The following is a 24,151-nucleotide window of genomic DNA, read 5'->3' on the forward strand; positions in this document are numbered from 1 at the left end:
CTCAGGCGCGGGCCGCGCTCAGGCCGACCTCGACGCTCTCGCGGGTGCCCCAGCGGTTGACGCGGTGGCAGGTGGCCATCGCGTACAGGTACATCGGGCGGAGGACGACGACCCGCCAGAGCGACGCCAGCGGGGCCAGCGCGAAGAGCAGGAAGGTCTGACGCAGGGTCATGTCCGTGCGGGAGACGGTGAACAGGCGCAGGGCCATCAGGTAGCTCATGGCGACGCCGATCACCACGGCCAGCAGGAGCACGGCGCCGAGGTGGTCGCGGAAGCCGGGGTGCGAGACGAGGGCGACCGGGATGGCGAGGCCGAGGACGAGGTGGAGGTACTCGGCGACGGTGCTCCAGAAGACGACGCCCCGGACGGGCATGTAGCGCAGCCACCACAGGTGGCGGACGGTGGTGCCGCGCATCCAGCGCATCTGCTGGCGCAGGTAGTGCGGCCACCGCTCCGGCACCAGCGTGAACACCAGCGACGACGGCTGGTGGACGGTGTCGCCCGCCAGGAGGGCGTAGAAGGTGAGCATCGAGTCGTCGTTCATCTGCATCGGCCGGCCGCGGAACCGCTCGTTCTCGTACGCTCCCGCCGCTCCCCTGACCACGTCCGCGCGGTAGAACGCGAGGGTGCCCGAGTTGATCGTGACGCGGCGCAGGACCGACTGGGCGCTGCGCAGGCCCCGGGTGAAGGGGAGGTAGAGCACGCCGATCAGGCGGGTGAGGGCGTTGGCGGCGTGGTTGAGCACGATGACCTGGCCCGCGACCGACTGGACCTTCGGGTCGGCGAAGGGCTTGAGGCCCTCGGCGATGGCGTCGACGTCGAGGACGGAGTCGCTGTCGAGGGTGACGAAGACGTCGGCGTCGTCGTCGGCGAGGACGTGCATCTGGGCGTGCCGCTTGCCGCGGTTGGGCGTGCGGTCCCAGGTGACCTCGATGTCCCGGGCGGCGGCGCGTTCGAGGAGTTCGGCCTTGACGTCCGCGTACGTCATCGGGGTTCCGTCCGCGTGGACGGAGCCGTCGTCGACGACCCGGACGCGGGTCACCGGGCGGGACTGGACGAGCACCGAGTGCAGGCAGGCGCGGAGGGCGGCGGGGTCCTCGTTGTAGACCGGGATCTGTACGGTCACGGTGAGGGCGTCGACCGTGTCCGCCTCCGGCCCGGCGGGGGTGCTGGGCCGTTCGAGCCACGCCAGCGGGACCCACCACAGGAGCAGGAACGAGACGAGCCACGGCACGGCCAGGCCGCCGGCCTCGACGCCGCCGGCGTGCTGGACGACGGTCACGGCGTGCGCGATGCCCCACGCCGAGAACGCGGCCAGCGGCCCCACGCCCAGCAGGACGAGGAACCAGGACGACACGTGCCACGCGGAGGGCAGGACGGGGACTCCCGGCCAGCGGCCGGTGACCGGTGCCTTCCGGGGAGAACCGGGGCTGACGGCACCCGGAGCCGAGGCTCCGGGTGCCACCGCGCCGGCGGGCTGGGTCACAGCGAGACCGGCCCGCGGCCGCGCCGGAAGCGGAACCGTACGAGGGTGACGCCCGCGAGCACGAACGCGGCGCTCGCCGCGACGAGCCATGCCTGCCCGGTCGCCATCCCCGTCGCCGCCAGGGTCCCGCCCGGCCCGCCGATCGATCCGTACGACATGAACCATCCTCCCATTCGTAGGCTTTTCCTACTTATGCCGGGATGCTAGGAAGTCCCCGACACGCCACTCGGGGAGGCGCGTCCACGGAGAGCCCCCGATGGCCGTGCGGTCGTACCGGCATGGAGCAACGCCTCCAGCTGGGCCGGCGGGCCGCCCGGCTGGGGTGGGTCTGAGCACCGGGCGGTGCCGCTGTGGGGTTCAGGCGGGCAGGGACATCAGGAGGAGGGGGTCGCTCGTGGGGGTGTCCGAGCCGCCGGACGGTTCCAGGGTGAGGCCGACGGCGGTCGCGTCGGCGGGGCTGCCGGTCATCGGCACGGTCCCGTCGGCGGCGATGAGACCGGCCGGGAGCATCGTCCCGTCGTGGTCGAGCCACAGCTGGTACGTCTTGCCCGCCGCCGGCGCGGGCAGACCGCCTGCGGTGAAGACGGCCCTGTCCTGGGTGTCGGAGACGACGACGGTGGCGAGCGCCCCGTTGGTGGCCTTGCCGTGGACGGTCCGGGCGTCGGGTGCCGCCAGGACCGTGCTGACGTCGTCCATGCGCTGCTCGGCCTGCTGCGCCCGGTCCTGGTACTCCTGCGCGTTCTGCGTCTGGTTCACGGCCAGGCCGCCGAGCGCGACGGCGGCCACGCTGGCGGCCAGGGCCAGGGCCGGCGCCTTGCGCCGTACGGCGACGCCGAAGCCGGCCGCGGTCGTGGTGGCGGGAGTCTCCGGGGGAAGCTGGCGCACCCCGTCGACGGCGGACATGACCGTCGTCTTGAGCCCCGCCGGGGGTGTCCGGGAGACGGCCGCCCCCAGGCGCGCCGTGGTCGCCTCGAACTCCACGGCCTCCTGACGGCAGGCGTCGCACTCCCGCAGATGGGCGGCGAACTCCCGCCGCTCGTCCGCGTCGAGCGCGCCCAGCGCGTAGGCGGCGCCGAGGGTGTGGACGGACGCGTGTCGTTTCATGCGGTCACCCCCATGCAGTCGCGGAGCCGGATCAGTCCGTCGCGCATGCGTGTCTTGATGGTGGGAAGCGGTGCGTGCAGGGCCTCGGCGACCTCACGGTAGGTGAGCCCCTGGTAGTACGCCAGGGTCACGGCCTGGCGCTGGAGCTCGGTCAGGGCGCGCAGACAGCGGCGTACCCTCTCCCCCTCCAGCCGGGTCTCCACCTGTTCGGCGACCTCGTCGAAGGCGGTGGTGTGCTCGCGCGCGGCCTGGGCGTGCTCGCGGTCGGAGGCGGCCTGCGCGGAGCGGACCCGGTCCACGGCCCGGCGGTGCGCGATGGTCGCCGCCCAGGTGGTGACGGACCCGGCCTCGGGCCGGTAGCGCCCGGCCTGCCGCCACAGGTCGATCATGACCTCCTGGGCGACCTCCTCGGACTGCGCCCGGTCGCGCACGACGGTGACGACGATGCCGAACACGAGGGAGGCGAGGGCGTCGTAGAGCGTGGAGAAGGCGTCCTTGTCGCCCTGGGCGACCTCGCGCATGACCGCGGCGAGCTCGCCGCGGCCGGGGTCCTCCTCGGCACCGGAGCGGAGCGGTCGGTTCACCGGCCGGGCTCCGGTCGACGGGACCGGCCGAAGCGTCCGGATCCTGCCGGCCGTGAGTGGGGTGTCCATCGCATGCGTGTCCTTAGACCGTGTACGGACCGGGCCTCGCGCGGGACACGCGGGGCCGGCTGTCTCTTGCACGGTCTTCGTAGCGGACGCGTGCACGGATGGGAGGCGGTTTCGGCCCGTCGCCGACCGGATGTCCACCCGTGCGAGTGAACCTGCCGGTGAGGGAGTACGCGGGAGGGAGGGCCGGTCCGGGTGTCCCGGACCGGCCCTCCCTCCCGCCTTCATGCCTTCATGCCGTCGTGCCGCGCGCGGGGGCGCTACTTCTCCAGGACGGTGGTCCGGGTCAGCGGCAGGTGGAGGGTCTCGCGGAAGGAGAACAGGACCACGAGCGCCGACACCACCGCCAGGCCCATCAGGTAGAAGCCGGGGGCGAGCGGGGTGCCCGCCAGGGACACGAGTCCGGTCGCGACGAACGGGGCGGTGCCGCCGAAGAGGACGTACGCGGCCGTGTAGCCGATGGCGGAGCCGCTCGCGCGCAGCTGGCCGGGGAACATCTCGACCATCGCCGGGACGTTCGAGGTGCCGATCACCGAGACCAGGACGGCGAGGACGACGGTGCCGGTGATCGCTCCCGGCAGGCCCGTGCCGATGAGCCAGAACGCCGGCAGGGTCGCCACCGCGAAGCCGCCGCAGGCCACCAGGAGCATCGGCTTGCGGCCGAACCGGTCGCTCGCGGCCGCCATGAACGGGCAGGCGGCGCTGTACGCGAGCATGGCGATGACGCTGGTGAGCATCGCCTCCGACTTGGTGTAGCCGACCTCCTCGGACATGTAGGCGATCATGTAGCTGCTCGTCAGGTAGTACCCGACGGCGTTGGTGATGCTGTAGCCGAACAGGGTCAGGACCTGGCGGCGGCAGACCCGCCACGCCTCGCGCAGCGGCGCCTCCTGGACCGCCTCACGCTGCTCCATCGCCCGGAAGACCGGGGTGTCGTCGATGCGGCTGCGCAGGTAGAGGCCGATGAGGCCGAGCGGTCCCGCGAGCAGGAAGGGGATGCGCCAGCCCCAGCTGTTCAGCGCCGCCTCGTCGAGCGAGGAGGTGATCAGCAGTCCGGTGAGGGCTCCGGCGACGGAGGCGAGGCCGACGGTCAGCGGCACCACGCTGGCGTAGCGGGCGCGCCGGCCCTCGGGGGCGTACTCCATGATGAAGGCGGAGGCGCCGGTGTACTCGCCGCCGGTGGAGAAGCCCTGGAGGGCCCGCAGGAGGAAGAGCAGGACGGGTGCGGCGATGCCGAGGGTGGCGTAGCTGGGGAGCAGGCCGATGAGGAGCGTCGAGCCGCTCATGCACAGGACGCTGAGCGCCAGCATGCGGTTGCGGCCGATGCGGTCGCCGTAGCGGCCGAAGAACGCGGCGCCGAGGGGCCGGGCGATGAAGCCTCCGGCGAAGACGGCCCAGGTGGCGAGGAGGGCCGCGGTCTTGTCGTACTGCGGGAAGAAGAGTCCGGCGATGGTGGCGGACATGATGGCGTAGGCGCCGGAGTCGAACCACTCGACGAAGTTGCCGATGGCGGTCGCGGTGGCGACCTTGCGGCGCACGGCGGGCGCGTCGGGCCCTTCGGGTGCCACGGCGGCGGCTGCGGCGGGCGGCTGGGGCGTGCGGCTGTCGGTCGTCATGGCCGGCCGTCCTTCCGGGGTGACGTGGCGGCCGGGCGGCCGGCGGGGTCGAGGTCACGGGCGCGCAGGGCGGCCCGCTGGATCTTGCCGGTGGCCGAGCGGGGCAGCGCGTCGACGAACTCGATCAGCCGGGGGTAGGCGAAGCGGGAGTGCGCCTCGCGGGCGAAGGCGGAGATCTCCTCCGCGAGCGTGGCGTCCGGTTCGCGGCCGGGCGCGAGCTCGATCCACGCCTTGACCGCCTGGCCCCGGACCGGGTCCGGGACACCCACCACTCCGGCGTCGGCGACTGCGGGGTGCCGGCGCAGCACTGCCTCCTGGGTCCCCGGCCGTCACAACGAGGCGATCGCGGCGTTCGCCGACGCGGTCTCGGAGGGCCTGGCCGAGGCGGGCCACCGTACGGCGGAGCCCGGCGGGCGCGGCTGACGCGGCGGGCGTGGTTGGGCAGGCGGGCGTGGTTGAGCGGGCTCAGTGCCGTGCCCCCTCCGCCCGCCTGCGACGGCCTGGGGTCACACCCAGCCGTTGTGGCGCGCGTGCCAGCCCAGTTGGATGCGGGTCGTCGCGTCGGCCTTGGTCATCAGGCCCTGGATGCGGCGCTGTACGGTCCGCAGGGACACGTTCACCTGGGTCGCCACGGCCTGGTCGGTGAGGCCCGCGAGCAGGAGGCGCAGGATGCGGGTGTCGAGGCGGTCGACGTCGTGGCGCGGGGCGCCGTACGGGCGGGCGCGGTGCCAGACCGAGTCGAAGAGCTCCTGGGCCACCGCGGCGAGGCCGCCGCGCAGGACGAGGCTGGGGTCGACCTCGTCGCCCCGCCCCTGGAGGGGCAGCATGGCCGCCTCGCCGTCGCAGACGATGAGCTTGAGCGGTATGGACTCCACCGTCCGCACCTCCATGCCCGCGGCGATCGACTCGTCGACGTTGTCGGCGCCGCGCGGCTCGGAGAGGAAGCTCTGGTCGATGACGCCGCGCGCGGTGAGGCCGCGGGCCAGCACCGTCGGCTCCTCGGTGTTGGCGGGGCCGACGACCTGGACCGCGCCGGTGACGAAGGTGTCGATGGAGCGGCGCGCGGCGAGCTGGAGCTGGAGGTAGCGCTGGCGGACCGCGTCGCGGCCCTCGACGACCTCGACGAGGTCCCGCTGGGCGCGCCCCATGCTGCCCGTGCGGTACGCCTCGACGAGCCGGGCCACGGCGACCTCGGCCCGCTGGAGGCCCTCGCGGCGGGCGGCGAGGCGGGCGCCGAGCGCGACGGCCGGGGGCGCGGCGACGTACCGCTCCGTGCCGGGCGGGCTGCTCACGAGGTCGCGTTCGGCGAGGCCGCCGAGGGCCGCGACGACGTGGGGGGCGGGTACGGCGAGGGCCTCCGCCAGCTCCTGCGGAGTAGCGGAGGCCCGTTCGACGAGGACGCGGTAGACGCGTTCCTCGTCGGCCGCGAGCCCGAGTTCCTCCAGTGCCATGCCGACCTCCCGTACCGATGTTCCGACGGGATCCTCGCAGACGGGGGGCCGGCTCCGGGCGGCGCCCTCGGGCTCGGGGGTCACCTGACCAGGGTGATCTCCGGTGAGGTCCAGGTCTCCGTGCCGGGTGCCCGGTCGGGGTCGCCGAGGGCCTTGTCGAAGACGAAGCGCAGGCGGTACGTGCCCGCGGCGGCGGGGGTGCCGTCGGCGTGCAGGGTGTCCCAGTCGTAGAACTGCATGCCGGTGCCGGCGCCGGAGTTCCGCTTCAGCCATGCCGCGTCGTACGGGGTCGCGATCACCCGGCCGCTTTGGTCGAGGACCTGGAGCCGCAGCCGTTCGAGCATGGGGAAGCCGTGCGAGAGCATGACCCATGCCTTGTCGTTGCCGGTGGCCGTGTCGGTGAGGTCGACGGTGGTCGGCTCGTTCCTGCCGAAGCTGTAGTAGCCGGGCCGCAGGGCGGGGTTGTCGAGGAGGGGGTTGACCTCGACGAACGAGGAGTTGATCGCCGACACCGCGTCGAGGTCGCCGGCGACGCCCAGATACGGGACGCGGAGCACGGCTCCGCCGGGCTTCACGGGCGTGAACTCGACCCAGCCGGTGAACAGCGTCCCTGCCGGCACGTCCCGGGGCTCCTTGACGCGCACGGTGACCGAGGCGGAGCCGTGGGCGGGCACGGTGATCTCCCGCTTGTTCGGCTTGACGTCGGCGGACGCGTCCTCGGGCTTCCACCAGCCGGTGTACGGCGGGGCGGCGGAGACGGCCGCGGTGTGGCCGGTGCGGTAGGTCACCGCCCGGTCGGTCGGGTTGGTGAGGGTGACGCGCCGGACGGCCTGCCGGCCTTCGAGGTCGCCGAGGGCGAGTGCGGAGGGCGACGCCGTGGGCGTCGTGCCCGTGGCGGCGGCGAGCGCTGCGACGGCGTCGACGCGGCCGGCGCCCTGCTGGGCGAGCGGCTGGGCGCCGCGCTGGTGGTCGCCGGTCATGGCGAGCGGGGTGGCGGTGTTCTTCAGCGCGGTGCGGAGCGCCGCGGGGGTGAGGTCGGGGCGGGCCTCGCGCAGCAGCGCGACGATCCCGGCGACGTGCGGCGCGGCCATCGAGGTCCCGGAGTTCACTCCGTACCAGCCCTGCGCGCGGGGCAGGGTGGAGAGGATGTAGCCGCCGGGCGCGGCGACGTCGGGCTTGAACTCCAGCTCGTTGCCGGGCCCCCAGGAGGAGGTCCGGTCCATGAGGCCGGCCGCGTCGGCGTTGAGCGCCGCGCCCGCGTAGCCGCCCCAGGTGAGGGAGGCGCCGGGCGCGGCGTCGATCCGCTGCGCGTCGGCGAGGCGGACGCCGACCACGGGGATGTCGATGCTGCCGCAGCACGGCGCCAGCGGGAGCTGGCCCGAGGTGTCGGACGGGTCGTAGTGGATCGCCCCGACGGCGCCCGCCGCCCGGGCCGCACGCGCGATGTCCAGGGGACGGCACTTGTACGAGTCCACGCCCTTGTACGGCGCGAAGAGCGCGCTCCGCCCCGCGAGGCTGCCGGCCGGCAGCGGGTCGCAGCTCGACGGGATCCGGGTGATCGGGTGGGTCCCCGTCGCGGGCGCGGCGGGCGCGCGGCCGGAGTCCAGGTACGGGACGGGCGCGGTGGAGCCGTCGTCCAGGGTGAAGGCCAGGTAGGGGTAGCGGCTGTTGTACGTGCTGCCGACGGCGATGGCGCCCTCGGCGATCGCGGGCGCGCCGGCGTTGAAGGGACCGGCGGCGCCGTTGCCGATGGCGACGACGGTGGGGGTGCCGGTGGCGACGAGGCGGTCGACGGCCTCGGAGAGCACCCCGCTGCTGCGCTCCCCCGTGGCGCCGAGGCTCATGTTGACGACGTCGACCCCGTCGGCGGCGGCCCGGTCGAGCGCGGCGATCACGATCTCGTCGGTGGCCTGGTTCTTCTGTCCGAAGACGCGGTAGGAGCGCAGGGTGGCGTCGGGCGCGACGCCCCGGATCCGGCCGTCGTCACCGGCGACGATGCCCGCGACGTGCGTGCCGTGGCCGGCTGCGGGGCCGTAGACGTCGTCGTACGGGTCGGCGTCCTCGTCGGCGAAGTCGTACCCGCCGAGGACCTTGGCGTTCGGGAACCCGCCGCCGCCGAGCGCCGGGTGGTCGTAGGCGATCCCGCTGTCGATGACGCCGACGGTGACGCCGTGTCCGGTGTGGCCGGCGTCGTGGGCCTGCGGGACCCGGGTGAGTTCCGTGACGGTGACGATCTCGCGTCCCGATGCCGGTCCTCCGGTACGCGCCTCCTCCCGGCCGGCCTGGGCGATGGCCCGGTCCACGACCTCCTGGGGGACGGCTGTGGGACGCTCGGGCGCCGCGTAGACGACGGGCTCCGACACCTGCGCGACGCCCGGCAGTCCGGCGAGCCGCGCGGCCTGGGAGGCGGGCACCCGTACGGTGAGCCCGTTGACCACCTCGCGGTACGAGCGCCGCACGGTGAGGTCGATGCCGGCCTCGCGCGCCGCGGCGACGAGGGCCCGCTGGGAGGTGTCGACGGCGCGGCGGGCCCCGTCGCGCTCCCCCGGAGCCGCCTGCCGCGCGGCGGGCGCGCCGTCGAGGGTGACGATACGGGTGACGGTGGGACCCGTACGGTCCTCCGGGCCGGCGGGCGCCGGACTGCCTGGGAGGACCGCCGGGAAGAGTATGAGGGCCGCGGCGGCCGGGATCGCTTGTCTGTACACAACGCACGATCCAAGAGGGAAACGCGGCGGGCATCAATGCTCTGACCTGGCGCGTTGCCGCCCTGGCGGAATCCCGTCATCCGCTCGCCCGGGGACGGGGAGAGGCGGTGGGGTCCGGTCCCACCGGAACGGGGGGATCCGATGGGACCGGACGGGGCCTCCGTATACGGGGGATACCGGAAGCCACGGTCATTGTGCCACCCGTCGCTGTGAACGGGCCGACCGACCACGGGTCCGGGGTTCAGACCGCGAGCGCGACCAGGTCGACGACGAAGACGAGGGTCGAGCCGGCCGGGATCAGCGGCGAGGGCGACTGCTTGCCGTAGCCGAGGCGCGGGGGAACGATGATCTCGCGCCGGCCACCGACCCTCATCCCCCTCACACCCCGGTCCCAGCCCTTGATGACCCTGCCGCCGCCCAGGGCGAACTTGAACGGCTCGCCCCGGTCCCAGGAGGAGTCGAACTCCTTCCCGGTCTCGAAGGTGACCCCGACGTAGTGGACCCGGGCGACCATGCCCGGCTTCGCCTCGATGCCCTCCCCGACGACCAGGTCCCGGACGGTGAGCTCGGACGGAGCGTCCCCCTCCGGAACGACGACCTCGGGCTTCGTCGGTTCACTCATCGCGGCCTCACCACTCTCCGGACACACACCCGCGGACGCACGGACGCGTCGCAGCACAGGTGATCACGGTACAGAGCGACGGTGCGGGCGGTGCTGACCGTGCGGACCGACGCGTCCGGTTCAGCGTCGGATGCCCGCGTACGCCGCCGGGGAGATGCCGCCCTCCGCGCCCGCCGTGCCGCCCACCGTCCAGACCCGGCCCGCCGCGTCGGTCGCGGCTCCGTACAGGTATCCGGCGCCGGGCGGTTCTTCGGTACGGGTGAGCCGGCCGAGCGGGCCGGGGGTCAGGACGTAGTTCCCGTCCGGGTTGACGGCGGGGTTCATGGTCTCGCCCACGATCACGGGGCGCCCGAAGCCGTCGAAGGCGATGTCGAACAGCTGGCCCGTCTCGGCGGGGGTGGGGACGGTGCGCCACGTACGCCCGTCGTAGCGGACGACCACGGGGCGCCGCCACAGGTTCTCGTCCCTGATGTGGCCGACGGCCCAGATGTCGTTCGCCGACCGCATCTCGATGCCGTCGTACATGGCCCCGTCGAGCGCGGGCGGCAGGCTCCGCTTGGTCCACGCGGTGCCGTCGAAGACGGAGACGCCGTCGCCGATGGCGTGGACGACGCCGCCGGGGCCCGCCTCCAGCTGGGAGACCCAGTTGAGCCCGGTGTCCCCCGGCAGCCGGGTCCAGCCGCCGCCTCCGTCCGCTTCCCCGCGGAACAGGACGGGCGTGTACTGGCCCGCCTCGTCGAGGTACGTGCCATACACCCACACGGAGCCGCGCGCGTCCACGTCGACGGCGGACAGCGACGAGTCGACCGCGCCCTCCGGGATCGGCGGGGCGACCTCGCTCCACTCGGTGCCGTTCCAGTGCTGGAGCAGGGCGCGCCCACGGCCCCAGTCCTCTTCGCTCACCGGGTCGTTGCGGCTGCCGACGGCCCACACCTCGTCGGGCGCGCCGACGGCGAGGTCGTCGAGGCGACCGTGCTCGGCGGGCTGCGGGGGCGCCTGCCAGCCCGTACCCGTCCAGCGCATCGCGACCGGCGCGAAGGGGCGGGTGGTCGCGTCACTGCGCAGACCGACCGCCCACGTCGCACCTCCCGCCGTCTCGACCTCGTACAGCACACTTCCGTTGCTGTCCGAGGGACTGATGTCCCGCCAGTTCCGGGTCTGAGCGGCGGCGGGTGCGGCGGCGATGCCGACGACCGCGGTTAACCCCAGGGCGAGGGCCGTTGCCGCGCGCGGGAGGGAAAGAAGCATGAAAGTGCGTCCTCGGATCGAAGGAGAAGAGCTGATCTTCGTGCTCTCCGTACCTCCGACGCCACGAGCCCCCGGAAATGTTTCACCCTCCCGGCGACTGCCACTTCGCGTGCGTCCTGGCCCGGCGCGCCGCCACCGGCGCGCACTCCCAGCACAACCAGTCCTTCGACTGCGGCTCGTAGCTGCGGTTCGTGCAGCTCGCGCACCTGTACTGGCCCACCTTGGGCTGGAACAGCGAGCCGCCGAGGCCGATGCCTCGGTCGCGGGTGTACAGGTCGGCGGGACGGTCGCGGACGATGAAGTCGTCGTGCCGGAGGGCGTGGAAGGGCAGCCACTCCTCCTTGCCCACGGACGGCGCCGAGGTCTCGGCGTGATCCGTGCAGCGCTGGCTGCGCCACCGCTTCCACTCCAGTGGGTAGAGCGCGTCGAGGCTGTAGATCCACATCCTCTGCCCGTCCCACAACGTGGCCTGCCCCGCCCTTCCCGACGGGACCGGGATGTGGACCTCGTCCCAGTGCCCTTCCGGCCGGCCCGTGTCGAAGACCGTCCTCTGGCAGCGGCCACCCGTGGTGGCGGCCCTGGCGATGCAGCGGAGCTCGTCGACCGTCGTCGGCGCGAGGAGCAGGACGGAGGCGTAGGAGACCGTGTGCCGGATGACGCCGACGCCCTCGATGAACTGCTCGGTGATCTCTTCTTCGGAGACCTGGCGCTGGGCGGGAACGAACACGCCTTCGTCGATCCAGCCTCGCGTCGTCACGGCGTAGCTGCGCCGGAGTCCTTCGAGTTCGGTGAGGTCGTCGTCGTGCTGAAGCGCGGGGCAGACGGCCGGGTGAGGGATCCGGCACCGGGTCGTGCCGTCGTCGCCGCTGTGGGCGACGCCGTTGAAGACCGACCAGTGAAGGCGAGGGTGCAGTCTGTGAGCGGGGAACTCCCCCAACAGGAGAGGGATCCAGGCGTCGTTGTCGTAGCGCTGATACCAGTCGATGGGGTGATGGCAGTAGCGACACCGCTCCACGGCTTCCCGGCGCAGGGTCTTGGACGCGCTGTTCTTGTGGATGCGGAGGTGTCGACGAGCCCAGTGGGCGGTGGATCCGCCGTCGATCGGCGTGCCGTCCCAGTTCCGTTCTGTCACAAGGGATTCGTAGATCAGATGATGTCCGTGTATGAGCTGATTCCTGAACGCCAGCTCTTTTGAGCGAATGAATGACCGGATCCCTCCCCCGGAGGCCACGGTCGGGAGCTCGGCCGCCACCCGCACCATGCGGCGGCATGGCTATTGACGGGCTCGCGAACGCCGTGCTGGACTGACTCGGCACGCATGTTTACGTTGCCATTGACGATGACCGCGGCGGACGGGACGCCGCCGGGGCTGCTGTCGTCGCAGGTCGCTTCGGCGTGTCCCCCTACTGTTCTCCTTGCATTGAAGGAGTCGTGTCATGTCGTCTTCTGACGCCCCTCTCGGCCGCAGAGGGTTCATCACAGCGGCCGCGGTGACCGCGGGCGCGGTCGCGCTTCCCGGTGGCGTCCTGGCGCCGCCGGCGACCGCCGCCGTGCCGCCGCAGGTCACCTTGCCGCAGCGAGGTATGTACGACACCGTCCCGGCCTGGTCGTGGACGGACGGATTCGTCACCGGCAACGGCGAGTACGGCGCGGTGCTCCACGGGGCGCCGCAGCTGGAGAAGGTCGTCCTCAACCATCACCGCTTCGTGCTGCCCAACGGCACCCGTGACGTGAAGCCCCCGGTCCTGTCGGATCGCCTGGAGTCGGCGCGGGACCGGGCGCTGGCCGGCGACTACTGGGGCGCGGCGGGCGAGTTCGCCGACGGCTGGTCGCTGCGCTGGACCCAGGCGTTCCACCCCGGGTACGAGCTGCACCTGAGCACGCCGGGCGCGACCGTCGCGAACGACTACGCCCGGGTCACCGACTTCCGTACCGGCGAGGTCACGCACTCGTGGTCCGACAGCGCCGGGACCTGGAAGCGGCGGGCGTTCGCCTCCCGGGCCGACAAGGTCCTCGTGCACGAGCTGCTGCCCGCCGCCGGGAAGACCGTCGACACGGTCCTCTCGGTCGACACCGCACTCGAAGGAGTGCCGGGCGACGTCGGCTTCACCACGACCGCCACCGTCTCCGGTGGACAGGGCTACCTCAACCTGCGCGCCACCTACCCTTCCGGGAAGGGCGCGTTCGGGTACGAGGGCGTCACCCGCGTCGTCGTCACCGGCGCACGCGCCTCCGTCTCGGCGAGCGGCGGAAAGCTGACCGTCGCCCGCGCGACCCGGGTCCTGCTCCTGACCAAACTGGGCCGTTACGAGAACGCCGGCGACTGGAACGCCAAGCCGCTCCACGCCGCCGTGAGCGCGCTCACCACGGACTACGGCCTCCTGATGAGTCGTCATGCACCCCTGCATCAGGCGATGTTCGACGGGTCAAGCCTGGACCTCGGTGTCAGCGCCGCAGACCGCCGGCTGTCCACCTCGGAGCTGACGGCACGCCAGAACAGCGACCGGTGGACCGTCGACCTCGCGCTCCTTGAGCGCATGTACGACTCCGGGCGCTACCTGTTCGTCAGCTCCTCCGGCATCCTCCCCCCGCGCCTCACCGGCATCTGGGCCGGAAGCTGGAACGGCGCCTGGGCCGACGACTTCACCACCGACGCCAACGTCAACCTCCAGGTCGCGGGCGGCAACATCCTCAGCCACGGCGACGCCATGAAGGGGTTCTTCGACCTCGTCCTGGGCCAGCTCGACGACTGGCGGACGAACGCCACCCACCTCTACGGCGCCCGGGGCTTCCACGTACCGTCCCGCACCGACGGCGAGCACGGGCACATGCTGCACTTCGACGGCGCCGACTTCCCCGGTCAGTGCTGGACCGGCGGCGCCGACTGGATGCTCTACCCGCTCCTGGAGCACTACCAGGTGACCGGGGACGCCGCGTTCCTGCGCGACAAGCTCGGCCCTGCCCTCATGGAACTCGCCCTGTTCTACGAGGACTTCCTCACCCGCACCGACCGTGACGGCAAGGTCGTCTTCGTTCCGTCGTTCTCCATGGAGAACTCCCCCTCCAACACCGGGCAGATGCTGTCGATCAACGCCACCGGCGACATCATGGCCGGCCGCCACGCCCTCCAGGCCGCCATCGACGCCGCGAACACGCAGGGCGTGGAGCAGGGCGTCGGCCAAGGGGTGGCGCGCTGGACCGCGCTGCTGGCCAGGCTGCCCGCGTACACCGTCAACGGCGACGGGGCCCTCGCCGAGTGGTCCTGGCCCGGTCTTCAGGACCGCTACAACCACCGCCACATCCAGCACCTCTACGGGGCGTGGCCCCTGCACGAGATCAACCCCGAGGAGACGTCCGAACTGGTCTTCTCCGCCCGCAAGGCTCTGAGGATGCGCGGTGACGAGAACTCCTCGGCCCACGGCAGCCTGCACCGCGCGCTGGCCTGGAGCCGCCTGAAGGACGGCGCGGGCGTCTACGACAACCTCCGCAAGGTCCTCGGCGGCAACATGGTCTTCCGTTCGCTGGTGACCTCCCACAACCCCGACCTGCACATCTACAACTGCGACGCCGCCCACTCCCTCCCGGCGATCATCGCCGAGTCCCTCCTCTACACCCGGCCGGGCCACCTGGAGCTCCTGCCGGCCCTGCCCGAGCAGCTCGCCCGGGGCACGATCCGCGGCGTCCGGGGCCGTAACCGCGTCCTCGTCGAGAGCCTGACCTGGGACACCGCGGCCCGCACCGCCACGGTCACCCTCGTCTCGGACGTCACCCAGACCCTCGACCTCGTGTGCCGCCGGGGCATCACCTCCCTGTCCGTCTCCCCGGCGGGCTCGGCGCAGGTGACGGCCTCCACCCTCGGCGGCCACGCCCGCAGGCTGTCCCTCACGGCGGGGACGCGTACACAGATCACCGTCGGCATGCTCACCGGGACCTACCGTCTGGTGAACCGGGCCGGCGGAAAGGTCCTGGACGTCGCGGACGAGTCGACCGGCAACGGGGCCGCCGTGATCCAGTGGCCCTGGTCGGGCGGCGCGAACCAGCGGTGGCGGCTGTGGCCGAACTACGACGGGTCCTTCCGCCTGTCCAACGTCCACAGCGGCAAGGTCCTCGACAACCCGGGCGCGTCCACGACCGCCGGCCAGGCGCTGGACCAGTGGACGGACACGGACGCGCCCAACCAGTGGTGGAAGCTCGTGCCCGCCGGAACGAGCGGCGGCTACCACCTGGTCAACGGATCCAGCGGGATGTACGCGGCCGTGGAGAACGGCGCCACGAGCGACGGCGCCCGGATCGTCCAGGCGCCGGCCGACGGAACCGCCGGCCAGGAGTGGACGCTCGTCGCCCTCTGACGAGGAGGACGCGAAAAGGCCGGTCCGGCAGCCGGAGGGCTGCCGGACCGGCCTTCGGTCGTTACGAGGTGGCGAACTGCTGGGCGGCGGAGGTACCGCAGGTGTTCTGGACGACCACGGCGCCGTTCGCCGTCGAAGCCCCGCTCACGTCCAGGCACTTGCCGCTGTGGCGGGCCACGAGCGTGAGGGACCCGTCGGACGACCTGTGCGCCGACCACTGCTGGTTGGCGCCGCCGTTGCACCCGTACTGGAAGACGATGGCGCCGTCCGCGGTCGACTCGTTGGTGACGTCGAGGCAGCGGCCGCTGTGCCGGGCGACGACGTTCACGTAACCACCGCCGGCGGGGCGCAGGGACCACTGCTGGTGGGTCGCTCCGCCGCAGGTGTACTGGACGACCTGGGCGCCGTCCGCGGTGGAGGCGCCGCTCACGTCCAGGCACTTGCCGCTGTGGCGCACACGCAGCGGCGTCCACGTGTCGGCGGCGACGGAGCGGAGGGTCCAGGACTGGTTGGCACCGGTCGTCGGACGGTAGACGCCGACGGACGCGCCGTCGGCCGTGGACTCGCCGCTGACGTCGAGGAGCTTGCCGCTCGCGCTGTTGACGAGGGTGTGGTGTCCGTCGCCCGTGGTGGAGAGCATCCACTTCTGGTCGGCGGCGGAGCCCGCGTTCACCAGGGCGAGGGAGTCGCCCTGGGCGGCGAGCGCCTTGCCGTTGGCGGCGCTGGTGATGCGGTAGGCGGCGGTGTTGCCCCAGTCGGCGGAGGACAGCTTGGTGAACTTCCACTGCTGCGCCGCTGTGCCGGGGCTGGAGGTGCGCTGGACGAGCGTGCTCTGGCCGTTGGCCGTGGCGACCGCCAGCGCCTTGCCGCTGTGGTCGTTGAGCAGCTGCCGCGCGGCGCCGGTGGGAGCCGTGGTGTCGGAGGCGTTCACGCCCGTGGCGCCGGGCAGGACGAAGGTCGTGACGGAGCCCGCGCCCACGGTGGCGGTGAGCGTCTTGCCGACGGGGGTCAGGTCGGTCTCGCGCTGGAGGTTCTTGGTGCCGTCGGTGGTGTAGCGCTGGACGGCGCCCGTGCCCACGTTCTGGAACCCGGCGAGGTTCAGGGTGAGCCGCTGGGGCTCGCCGGTGGGGTTGGTGTGGACGACGACCGCGCCCTGGCCGGCCGGCCGGAGGGCGGCGAAGGTGTCGGCGTTGTCGGTGTTGATGACGCGGGCGCCCGGCCGCACGAACTTGGTGTAGTTCGCCATCGCCCAGTACTTCTTGTTCTTGCGGAGCGGTTCGGTCGCCGCGTCGTCCGGGGTGAAGTCGGTCTGGATGAGGCCCCAGTTGGAGTTCTCGCGCCCCGGCGTCATGTTCTCGTAGTCCTCGACGGCCTGCCACAGGACCCAGGCGCGGGGCTCCAGTTCGCGGAAGTCCTCGTTGACGCGCTGGGTGAGGTCGAGGGCGGGGCTCATGTCGGTGAAGCTCTGTCCGACGCTGCCGCCGAGGTCCACCTCGGACATCCACAGCGGGGTGCCCGAGCCCTTGGCGATGTCACGGACTCCGGTACGGCCTCCGGTGCCGTACGTGTGGGTGTTGAGCCGTCCGATCGAGGACTTGACCGCCGGGTCGTACGCGTCCCAGTTGGCGCGGAAGATGTTGGGGTTGGTCTCGTCCATGGCGGCGATGGGCGTGGTGAGGCCGTCGGCGTTCAGCCGGGCCCGCATGGTGGTGATCATGCGCGCCTGGGAGGCGGGGTCCCAGTGCGAGCCCTCCTGCCTGCCGCCCGCGCGCCAGTAGCCGGTGTTCGGCTCGTTGATCGGCGAGAGGGAGTCGAAGGTGACGCCGGTGGCGCTCTCGGCGCGCTTCATGGCGCCGGAGAGGTACGCGGCGAAGCGCTCGTACTGGTCGGAGCGGAGGTTGTCCTGGTTCGGGTCCCACGCTCCGGAGACGAGCCCGCTGTTCGTCATGAAGTACGGCGCGGAGTTGGAGAACGCCTCGAAGGTGTCGGCGCCGCGTGCCTTCGCGGCGGTGACCCACCAGCGCTGGTTGGCGTCGGCGTTCGGGTTCCAGTGGGCGGGGTTGGCCGGGTCCCACCAGTCGGGGGACTCGGGCCCGGGGCGGTTCCACCAGCCGGGGACGGCGGCGCCGGCCCGCATGTAGGGGGTGGTCTCGGGGCTGTCGCCGCCGCCGATGTTGTAGCGGGCGATGGTGAAACCGAGGCCGTCCGCGCCGTAGAGGGCGTCGGCGAGCGCCTCGCGCTGGGCGTCCGGCCAGCCGCCGGTCACCTCGGCGAACCAGGCGAGCGCCGTGCCCCACCCCTCGAACGGCTGCTGCTGGTAGCTGGGGTCGGGGCGTACCGTCACCGCCTGCCCGGCCTCCTCGGCCGCCGCGGCGGTCACGGGCGTGAGCCCGCTCGCGAGGAGCGCGGCCACGGCGGCGGCGCCCAGGACCGCGCCGCTCCGGCGCACGCGGGTCGGGGGTCGTTCACGGGTGGAGCGCATGGTCGGTCTCCCTGAGTGGTTCGTGGGGCGTCGGCCGTCGGCCGTCGTGGGGGGGGCAGGCCCCGACTGGTGTGCGGGGCCTGCCCGGTGTGGTCGTGACAGAAGGTCAGCGGTGGTTCAGCGGTGGGTCAGTGGTGGGTCGGTGGTGGTGTGGGACGGCGATCAGGCGGCCGTACGGGTCCACTTCTGGTTGGCGCCGTTGTTGCAGCTCCACTGGATGAGCGCCGTGCCGTCACCCGTGGACTGGTTGGTCACGTCGAGGCACTTGCCGCTCGGCGCGGTGGACAGCTGCACGGTGCCGCCGGAGCCGGTCACCCTCCACTGCTGGGCGGCCGTGCCGTTGCAGGGGTACTGGACGATCGCGGCGCCGTCGGCGGTCGAACCGTCCTTCGGGGCGAGGCACTTGCCGCTGAAGCGGGACACGATCTGCACCCGGTTGGTGCCGGCGGCCTTGAGCCAGAACTGCTGGTTGACGGCGTTGGCGCAGCCCCACTGGATGAGGGCGGCGCCGTCGGCGGTGGAGCGGTCGGCGACGTCGGCGCACTTGCCGCTGTGCGAGGCGGTGAGCGTCTCCCACGTCCCGAGGCCCTGCACCGTGCCGGCGGCCGTGTCCACGGTGATCTGCGGGTAGTAGTCCATGGTCATGGTGGTGTCGGTGGGGAACCTCAGCGGGAGCCAGACGTACTGGGAGTCGTTCACCATGCCGCCCATGGAGTTGCCCCAGCGGTCGCCCATGTAGAGGTACGAGGTGCCCGACGTGCCCTGGACCGGCAGGACGTACGCCGTCTGGGTGCCGTAGGTGTTCCAGTCGCCGATGTCCTTCAGGTCGCTCCAGCTGCCGGTGACGCTGGTGGCGGTGGCGTACTTCTGCTGGTTCGGGGACCAGCCGGTGGCGCCGGAGGTGAGCAGGAAGTAGACGCCGTTGCGCTTGAACATCGCGGGCGCCTCGCGCCAGTGTCCGGCCCACAGCTTCTGCACCTGGGCCGCGATGTCGGTGTAGTCGGGCGTCAGCCGGTAGACGTGCAGGTCGGCGTTCTCGTTGGCGGCGGAGATCATGTAGCCGGTGCCGTCGGTGTCGACGAACGTGGTGATGTCACGGGACATGTGGCCGAGCGGCCGGAAGCTGCCGCGCCAGGTGTAGTCGCCGTCGACGGTCGAGGAGACCGCGACCGCTGCCCGGGCCTCGGAGTAGTCGGTGGCGCTGCCCTCCTTGTGCATCCACATCACGAACTGGCCGGTCGAGGCGTTGTACATGACCTTGGGCCGCTCGATGTTGGCGCCCGCGAGCTCGGGGTGGCTGGCGGCCGTGAGGACGTGGTGGCGGAACTCCCACGTCTTCAGGTCGGTGGAGCGGTAGGCGGAGACGTACTTGAAGCTGTTGTCGGCGTTGCGGTTCTCGCCGAACCAGTAGTAGTACGCGCCGACCTTGACGACCCCGCCGCCGTGGGCGTGGACGGGGTTGCCGGCCGGGTCGGTGAACTGGGTGGCGTTGGTGACGGTCACGGCCGCCGCGTGGGCGGTGCCGGCGGTGCCCAGCAGGGAGAGGAGAACGGCACAGAGCGCGGTGAGCACCATGGCCGTCCTCGAGGGTGTGCGTCGCATGATCGCGTACCTCGTGGTCTGGAGGGGGGATGTGGCTGGTGTGGCGGAGGTGTGTGCTGTGGCAGAGGTGTGTGGCGAAGGTGTCTGGTGTGGCGGACGGGGCAGGCGTGGGCCTGTTTCTGGCACGGGGATGCCTGCGGCCGGGAGGGAGGGCGCCCGCGGGATCGCGGCCCGCCGGAGGCGACCGCCAGAGGCGACCGCCGGAGGGTCCGGGGACGCCGGCGGCGCGTGGCCGCCGCGTTACGGGGAGATGTCGCCTGGTCGTGTTCGCGTTAACACGAGCGCTTGGGACGAGAGTTTGGGAGGGGCGGCCAGGGCTGTCAAGGATTCGGACACGATCCGCTCAAGGTCGACTGACTGGTATGTTTACGCCAACACACCGCGGGCCCCCTCCGCACGGGCCGCCCCGGACGTTCGCGACGGAAGGTCACGCGATGGCGACGGACAACAGAACACGGTCGCCCCGCTCACGGCCGGCCCGTCAGTGGCCGTCCATGGCGGACGTCGCCACGATGGCGGGCGTCTCCTCGCAGACGGTGTCCCGGGTGGCGAACAACCGGCAGAACGTCGACTCCGCCACCCGCGAGAAGGTGCTCTCCGCCATGCAGGCGCTCGGCTACCGCCCCAACACGGCGGCCCGCGCGCTGGTCACCGGCCGTTTCGGGGCGCTGGGCGTGGTCAGCTTCGACGTCGGTGCGCACGGCAACGCCCGTACGCTCGGCGCGATCGCCGACGCCGCTCGCGAGGCCGACTTCTCCGTGAACTTCATGGGGGTACGGGCCCAGACCGAGGCCGCCGTACGCCACGCCTTCCAGCATCTGATGCTCCAGTCCGTCGACGGCATCGTCCTCGTCGAGTCGCAGATGCTCGACACCCCGTCGCTGCGCCTGCCGCCGTCGATGCCGGTGGTCGTCGCCGACGGCGACACCGGGCACGCGTACCCGAACGTCGACTTCGACCAGGCCCACGGCTCCCACAGCGTGGTCTCCCACCTGCTCGGCCTCGGCCACCGCACGGTCTGGCACCTCGCGGGCCCGCCCGACTCCTTCGCCGCCCGCCGCCGCGCCGACGCCTGGCGCCGAACCCTGACGGACGCGGGCGCGCCCGTCCCGCCGGTGGTGCACGGGGACTGGTCGGCGAGGTCGGGCTACCAGATCGGCCTCGACATCGCCCGGCGCCCGGAGATCACCGCGGTCTTCGCCGCGAACGACCAGATGGCGATGGGACTGATGCGCGCCCTGCACGAAGCGGGCAAGAGCGTCCCCGGGGACGTGAGCGTGGCCGGTTTCGACGACATCGCCGAGGCCGCGTACCTCCACCCACCCCTGACCACCGTGCACCAGGACTTCGAGGTCGTCGGCAAGCACTGCGTGGCACTCCTGCTCGACCAGATCGAAGGCCGCAAGGACGGCCCCCGCCGCAGGGCGGTCGAACCGGTCCTGGTCGTACGCTCCAGCACGGCCCCGCCCCGCCCGGGCGCCACGGCCTGAGCCCACGGCCGGACGCCACCCCCTGAACCCCCTCGGCTGAACTCCCTCGGTTGAACTTCCTCGGCTGACCCTCCTCAGCGCTCCCGGCCCCGCCCGCCCGGGGCCGCCGTGCTGCTCCGCTCCACCAGCGTCGTCGCCACGAGCTGCACGCCCGTGACCGTCTCGCCCGCCAGCTCCCGCAGGACCGCGTCGACGCACAGCGCTCCGACCTGGGCGAAGTCCTGGTGGACGGTGGTCAGGGGCGGGATGAAGGAGGCGGCCTCGGGGATGTCGTCGAAGCCGACGACGCTGACGTCCTCGGGGACGCGGACGCCCCGTTCGTGGAGGGCGCGCAGCACGCCGAGGGCCATCTGGTCGTTGGCGACGAACACCGCCGTGCAGTCGGACTCCTCGGCGAGCCTCAGGCCGGCCTCGTAACCCGACTCGGGGGTCCAGTCCCCGCGCAGTACGGGCGGCACCGGGCGCCCCTCCTCGCGCAGCGCCACCTCCCACGCCTCGGTGCGGCGGCCCGCGGCGAAGGACTCCTCGGGTCCGGCGACGTGCCACACCGTGCCGTGGCCGAGGCCGAGCAGATGCCGGACGGCGGTGCGGGCGCCCTGCCGCTGGTCCGTGTCCACCACCGGGAAGCGTCCGGTGGCGTCGGAGTCCACCACGACCACCTTGACGTGCGGCGGAAGGGTGAGGGCGGCGGCGTCGAGCAGGTGCACCTCCATGATCAGGACGACCGCGTCGACGGCCAGCTCGTCGAGGCGGGTGAACGCCCCCTTGACGTTGTCCTGCGTGGGCGCGTCGAGCGGGATGAGGGTGACCGCGTAGCCGGCGCGGGACGCCGAGCCGGCGATGGCGTCCAGGGTCCGGACGTTTCCCGTGCTGGTCAGCCCCATGGTGATGACGCCGATCGCGCGGAACTCGCCCCGCTTGAGGGCACGGGCCGCGCTGTTCGGACGGTATCCCAGCTCCTTCATCGCCTCCAGGACCCGCTTCCGGGTGGACTCGACGACGGCGGAGTCGCCGTTGGAGACCCGGGAGACCGTCTGCGACGAGACCCCCGCCCGCTGGGCGACGTCCGCCATGGAGACACGGCGCGGTCTGGTGCGCGTACCCCGCCGGCCGTCGTTCGCCGCCGGCCGGCCGGTCGCGTTCTGCTCGGTCACCCGATTCCCTCTCATTCGCTGCCACTTCGTGCTTGACGCCCCTCAGTGGGAGTGTCACCATCACGCTACCGATGATTACGTAAACATTTCTCGTCGGCCAGCCCTTCCGCAGGGTCGGTTCTCGGCCACAGGCCGGCCCCAGACCCCCTCCCCCCGCTCCCGTCTCCGGACCGCTCGGTCACCGACGCTAGGAACCAAGCCATGACGCTCCTGTCGACGCGTGCTACGGCAGCACCACCGCCCCGCCCACGAGCCCGCTTCCGCCTCCGCAAGGAGGCCCTCGTGGGCTGGGGGTTCGCCGGCCCGTTCGTCGCGGTCTTCGGCCTCGTCTTCCTCGCGCCGATCGGGTACGCCGGATACCTGAGCCTGTTCCAGGACCGGCTCATCGGCGGCACCTCCTTCGTCGGTCTCGACAACTACGGCGAGGCCCTGACCGATCCCCGCTTCTGGGACGGCCTGATGCGCGTCGGCCTCTTCCTGCTGGTCCAGGTGCCGGTCATGCTGGGCATCGCGCTCCTGGTGGCCCTCGCGATCGACAGCGGCCGGCTCTACGGCAAGTCCTTCTTCCGCGTCTCGATCTTCCTCCCGTACGCCGTGCCCGCCGTCGTCGCCAGCCTGATCTGGGGATTCATCTACGGCAACCAGTTCGGCCTGGTCGGGAACATCAACGACGCGCTCGGCGTCAGCCTCCCCGACCCGCTCTCCCCCTCCCTTGTCCTCGCCTCGATCGGCAACATCGTCACCTGGGAGTTCGTCGGCTACAACATGCTGATCTTCTACTCCGCGCTCAAGGTCGTCCCCCGCTCGCTCTACGAGGCGGCGGCGATCGACGGCGCCGGGGAGTGGCGGATCGTCGCCTCGGTCAAGCTGCCCGCCATCCGCAGCGCCCTGGTGATCGCCACCATCTTCTCGATCATCGGCAGCTTCCAGCTCTTCAACGAGCCGAGCATCCTCCAGAAGCTCGCCCCCAACGCCATCACCAGCGACTTCACCCCGAACCTCTACACGTACTCGCTGTCCTTCTCGGGCCAGCAGCACAACTACGCGGCGACCGTGGCGATCGTGATGGGCGTGATCACCGCGATCATCGCCTACGCGGTCCAGCTGCGCGGCATGCGGAAGGGCTGAGCCATGACCCCGTCCATGAACACGTCCGTGACCACGTCCACGACGTCCATGAACACAGCGGCCACCGAGCCCACCCCCTCCCCCGCGGACCCGCGGACCGGCGGTGCCGCCACCTCCTCGGGCCGCGCCCGCAAGGCCACGGCCGGGCACAAGGCCACGACCGGGCGCCGCGGGCGGCTCCCGCACACCCCGCTCAACCCCCGGCCCAGCATCCCGCTGACCCTCGTCACCGGCTTGGTCCTCGTCTACACCCTGCTCCCGCTCGCCTGGCTGGTCATCAACGCCACCAAGAGCCAGCGGGGACTGCTCGACTCCTTCGGACTGTGGTTCGCCGACGACTTCGACCTGTGGGACAACATCACCCGCACGGTCACCTACGACGACGGCGTCTTCGTCCGCTGGCTGCTCAATACCCTGCTGTACGTGGCCGCCGGCGCGGGCGGCGCCACGATCCTCGCCGTCCTCGGCGGCTACGCCCTCGCGAAGTACGACTTCCCCGGCCGCAAGGCGGTCTTCGCCGTCGTCATCGGCGCGGTGGCCGTCCCCGGCACGGCCCTCGCGGTGCCCACCTTCCTGATGTTCAGCAACATGGGCCTGACGAACACCCCCTGGGCCGTGATCATCCCCTCCCTGATCTCCCCCTTCGGCCTCTACCTCATGTGGGTCTTCGCCGCGGAGGCGGTCCCCGCCGAGCTGCTCGAAGCCGCCCGCATCGACGGCTCGGGCGAGCTGCGCACCTTCTTCACGATCGCGCTGCCGCTCCTCGTGCCGGGCACCGTGACCGTGCTGCTGTTCTCCATGGTCGCGACCTGGAACAACTACTTCCTGCCGCTGATCATGATCAAGGACCCCGACTGGTACCCGCTGACCCTCGGCCTCAACGCCTGGAACGCCCAGGCGCAGACCGCCGGCGGCGAGGCCGTCTTCGACCTGATCGTCACCGGTTCCCTGCTGACGATCGTCCCGATCGTGGCCGTCTTCCTGCTGCTCCAGCGGTACTGGCAGTCCGGCCTGGCCGCCGGCAGCGTCAAGGAATGACGGACCGGCTCCGATCCATCCCCGTC

18 protein-coding genes are annotated in these 24,151 nt (G+C 72.1%); 4 read left to right on the forward strand and 14 right to left on the reverse strand.

The window, feature by feature from the left end; all coding sequences use genetic code 11:
* Position 1 precedes the first annotated feature (1 nt).
* From ACFXMG_RS02290 to ACFXMG_RS02340, 11 genes are all read right to left on the reverse strand, one after another.
* Positions 2-1,486 carry a glycosyltransferase gene (locus ACFXMG_RS02290; RefSeq protein ID WP_383813933.1) on the reverse strand — a complete coding sequence of 495 codons (1,485 nt, stop codon included), beginning with the start codon at positions 1,484-1,486 and terminating at the stop codon, positions 2-4.
* On the reverse strand, positions 1,483-1,644 hold the full coding sequence (locus ACFXMG_RS02295; RefSeq protein WP_383813935.1) for an LPXTG cell wall anchor domain-containing protein: 162 nt from the start codon (positions 1,642-1,644) through the stop codon (positions 1,483-1,485). Before ACFXMG_RS02295 ends, ACFXMG_RS02290 begins: the two co-directional genes overlap by 4 nt.
* A gap of 199 nt (positions 1,645-1,843) precedes the next feature.
* The gene (locus ACFXMG_RS02300) at positions 1,844-2,590 is read right to left on the reverse strand and encodes an anti-sigma factor domain-containing protein (RefSeq protein WP_383813937.1); all 747 of its coding nucleotides are present in this window, start codon (positions 2,588-2,590) and stop codon (positions 1,844-1,846) included.
* Positions 2,587-3,174, reverse strand: coding sequence for an ECF RNA polymerase sigma factor SigK (gene sigK, locus ACFXMG_RS02305; RefSeq protein WP_383813939.1), 588 nt, complete (start codon positions 3,172-3,174; stop codon positions 2,587-2,589). Before sigK ends, ACFXMG_RS02300 begins: the two co-directional genes overlap by 4 nt.
* 326 nt (positions 3,175-3,500) lie before the next feature.
* Entirely contained in the window at positions 3,501-4,856 is a 1,356-nt protein-coding gene (locus ACFXMG_RS02310; protein WP_383830476.1) for an MFS transporter, read from the reverse strand.
* The gene (locus tag ACFXMG_RS02315; protein ID WP_383830473.1) at positions 4,853-5,164 is read right to left on the reverse strand and encodes a hypothetical protein; all 312 of its coding nucleotides are present in this window, start codon (positions 5,162-5,164) and stop codon (positions 4,853-4,855) included. The genes ACFXMG_RS02310 and ACFXMG_RS02315 overlap by 4 nt, the downstream gene beginning before the upstream one ends.
* Before the next feature lie 198 nt (positions 5,165-5,362).
* Positions 5,363-6,307: a helix-turn-helix domain-containing protein gene (locus ACFXMG_RS02320; RefSeq protein WP_383830470.1), complete on the reverse strand. Its 945-nt coding sequence runs from the start codon at positions 6,305-6,307 to the stop codon at positions 5,363-5,365.
* An 80-nt stretch (positions 6,308-6,387) separates the two neighbouring features.
* A complete protein-coding gene (locus ACFXMG_RS02325; protein ID WP_383830468.1) occupies positions 6,388-9,012 on the reverse strand; it encodes a S8 family serine peptidase in 2,625 nt (874 codons plus the stop codon).
* Positions 9,013-9,253: 241 nt separating this feature from the next.
* Positions 9,254-9,634 carry an FKBP-type peptidyl-prolyl cis-trans isomerase gene (locus ACFXMG_RS02330; protein WP_383830465.1) on the reverse strand — a complete coding sequence of 127 codons (381 nt, stop codon included), beginning with the start codon at positions 9,632-9,634 and terminating at the stop codon, positions 9,254-9,256.
* Positions 9,635-9,754: 120 nt separating this feature from the next.
* Entirely contained in the window at positions 9,755-10,882 is a 1,128-nt protein-coding gene (locus ACFXMG_RS02335; RefSeq protein WP_383830463.1) for a hypothetical protein, read from the reverse strand.
* An 82-nt stretch (positions 10,883-10,964) separates the two neighbouring features.
* Entirely contained in the window at positions 10,965-12,014 is a 1,050-nt protein-coding gene (locus tag ACFXMG_RS02340) for a DUF6083 domain-containing protein (RefSeq protein WP_383830460.1), read from the reverse strand.
* Positions 12,015-12,318: 304 nt separating this feature from the next.
* On the opposite strand from ACFXMG_RS02340, the gene ACFXMG_RS02345 reads away from it, so the two are divergent.
* Complete coding sequence (locus ACFXMG_RS02345) at positions 12,319-15,231, forward strand: RICIN domain-containing protein (RefSeq protein ID WP_383830457.1); 2,913 nt, start codon at positions 12,319-12,321, stop codon at positions 15,229-15,231.
* Positions 15,232-15,292: 61 nt separating this feature from the next.
* On the opposite strand, the gene ACFXMG_RS02350 is transcribed toward ACFXMG_RS02345, so the two are convergent.
* Together ACFXMG_RS02350 and ACFXMG_RS02355 are read right to left on the reverse strand one after the other, a co-directional pair.
* A complete protein-coding gene (locus ACFXMG_RS02350; RefSeq protein ID WP_383816102.1) occupies positions 15,293-17,713 on the reverse strand; it encodes an RICIN domain-containing protein in 2,421 nt (806 codons plus the stop codon).
* A 162-nt stretch (positions 17,714-17,875) separates the two neighbouring features.
* The gene (locus ACFXMG_RS02355) at positions 17,876-19,315 is read right to left on the reverse strand and encodes an RICIN domain-containing protein (RefSeq protein ID WP_383816105.1); all 1,440 of its coding nucleotides are present in this window, start codon (positions 19,313-19,315) and stop codon (positions 17,876-17,878) included.
* Between the two features lie 494 nt (positions 19,316-19,809).
* Between ACFXMG_RS02355 and ACFXMG_RS02360 the strand changes: the two genes are divergently transcribed.
* Positions 19,810-20,805 carry a LacI family DNA-binding transcriptional regulator gene (locus ACFXMG_RS02360; RefSeq protein ID WP_383816108.1) on the forward strand — a complete coding sequence of 332 codons (996 nt, stop codon included), beginning with the start codon at positions 19,810-19,812 and terminating at the stop codon, positions 20,803-20,805.
* A gap of 74 nt (positions 20,806-20,879) precedes the next feature.
* On the opposite strand, the gene ACFXMG_RS02365 is transcribed toward ACFXMG_RS02360, so the two are convergent.
* A complete protein-coding gene (locus ACFXMG_RS02365; RefSeq protein ID WP_383816402.1) occupies positions 20,880-21,878 on the reverse strand; it encodes a LacI family DNA-binding transcriptional regulator in 999 nt (332 codons plus the stop codon).
* 282 nt (positions 21,879-22,160) lie between these two features.
* Between ACFXMG_RS02365 and ACFXMG_RS02370 the strand changes: the two genes are divergently transcribed.
* Both ACFXMG_RS02370 and ACFXMG_RS02375 read left to right on the forward strand, forming a co-directional pair.
* Complete coding sequence (locus ACFXMG_RS02370; protein ID WP_383816111.1) at positions 22,161-23,087, forward strand: carbohydrate ABC transporter permease; 927 nt, start codon at positions 22,161-22,163, stop codon at positions 23,085-23,087.
* A 48-nt stretch (positions 23,088-23,135) separates the two neighbouring features.
* The gene (locus ACFXMG_RS02375; RefSeq protein WP_383816404.1) at positions 23,136-24,125 is read left to right on the forward strand and encodes a carbohydrate ABC transporter permease; all 990 of its coding nucleotides are present in this window, start codon (positions 23,136-23,138) and stop codon (positions 24,123-24,125) included.
* The last annotated feature ends 26 nt before the right edge of the window (positions 24,126-24,151 follow it).

The sequence above is a fragment of the Streptomyces sp. NPDC059201 genome, assembly GCF_042754585.1.
Taxonomy (GTDB): Bacteria; Actinomycetota; Actinomycetes; order Streptomycetales; family Streptomycetaceae; genus Streptomyces.

Coding starts and splice junctions, on each gene's coding strand:
- ACFXMG_RS02295 (WP_383813935.1), bottom strand. CDS start 1,644: ATGTCGTACGGATCGATCGGCGGGCCGGGCGGGACCCTGGCGGCGACG.
- ACFXMG_RS02300 (WP_383813937.1), bottom strand. CDS start 2,590: ATGAAACGACACGCGTCCGTCCACACCCTCGGCGCCGCCTACGCGCTG.
- ACFXMG_RS02310 (WP_383830476.1), bottom strand. CDS start 4,856: ATGACGACCGACAGCCGCACGCCCCAGCCGCCCGCCGCAGCCGCCGCC.
- ACFXMG_RS02320 (WP_383830470.1), bottom strand. CDS start 6,307: ATGGCACTGGAGGAACTCGGGCTCGCGGCCGACGAGGAACGCGTCTAC.
- ACFXMG_RS02330 (WP_383830465.1), bottom strand. CDS start 9,634: ATGAGTGAACCGACGAAGCCCGAGGTCGTCGTTCCGGAGGGGGACGCT.
- ACFXMG_RS02335 (WP_383830463.1), bottom strand. CDS start 10,882: ATGCTTCTTTCCCTCCCGCGCGCGGCAACGGCCCTCGCCCTGGGGTTA.
- ACFXMG_RS02345 (WP_383830457.1), top strand. CDS start 12,319: ATGTCGTCTTCTGACGCCCCTCTCGGCCGCAGAGGGTTCATCACAGCG.
- ACFXMG_RS02350 (WP_383816102.1), bottom strand. CDS start 17,713: ATGCGCTCCACCCGTGAACGACCCCCGACCCGCGTGCGCCGGAGCGGC.
- ACFXMG_RS02355 (WP_383816105.1), bottom strand. CDS start 19,315: ATGCGACGCACACCCTCGAGGACGGCCATGGTGCTCACCGCGCTCTGT.
- ACFXMG_RS02360 (WP_383816108.1), top strand. CDS start 19,810: ATGGCGGACGTCGCCACGATGGCGGGCGTCTCCTCGCAGACGGTGTCC.
- ACFXMG_RS02365 (WP_383816402.1), bottom strand. CDS start 21,878: ATGGCGGACGTCGCCCAGCGGGCGGGGGTCTCGTCGCAGACGGTCTCC.
- ACFXMG_RS02370 (WP_383816111.1), top strand. CDS start 22,161: ATGACGCTCCTGTCGACGCGTGCTACGGCAGCACCACCGCCCCGCCCA.
- ACFXMG_RS02375 (WP_383816404.1), top strand. CDS start 23,136: ATGAACACAGCGGCCACCGAGCCCACCCCCTCCCCCGCGGACCCGCGG.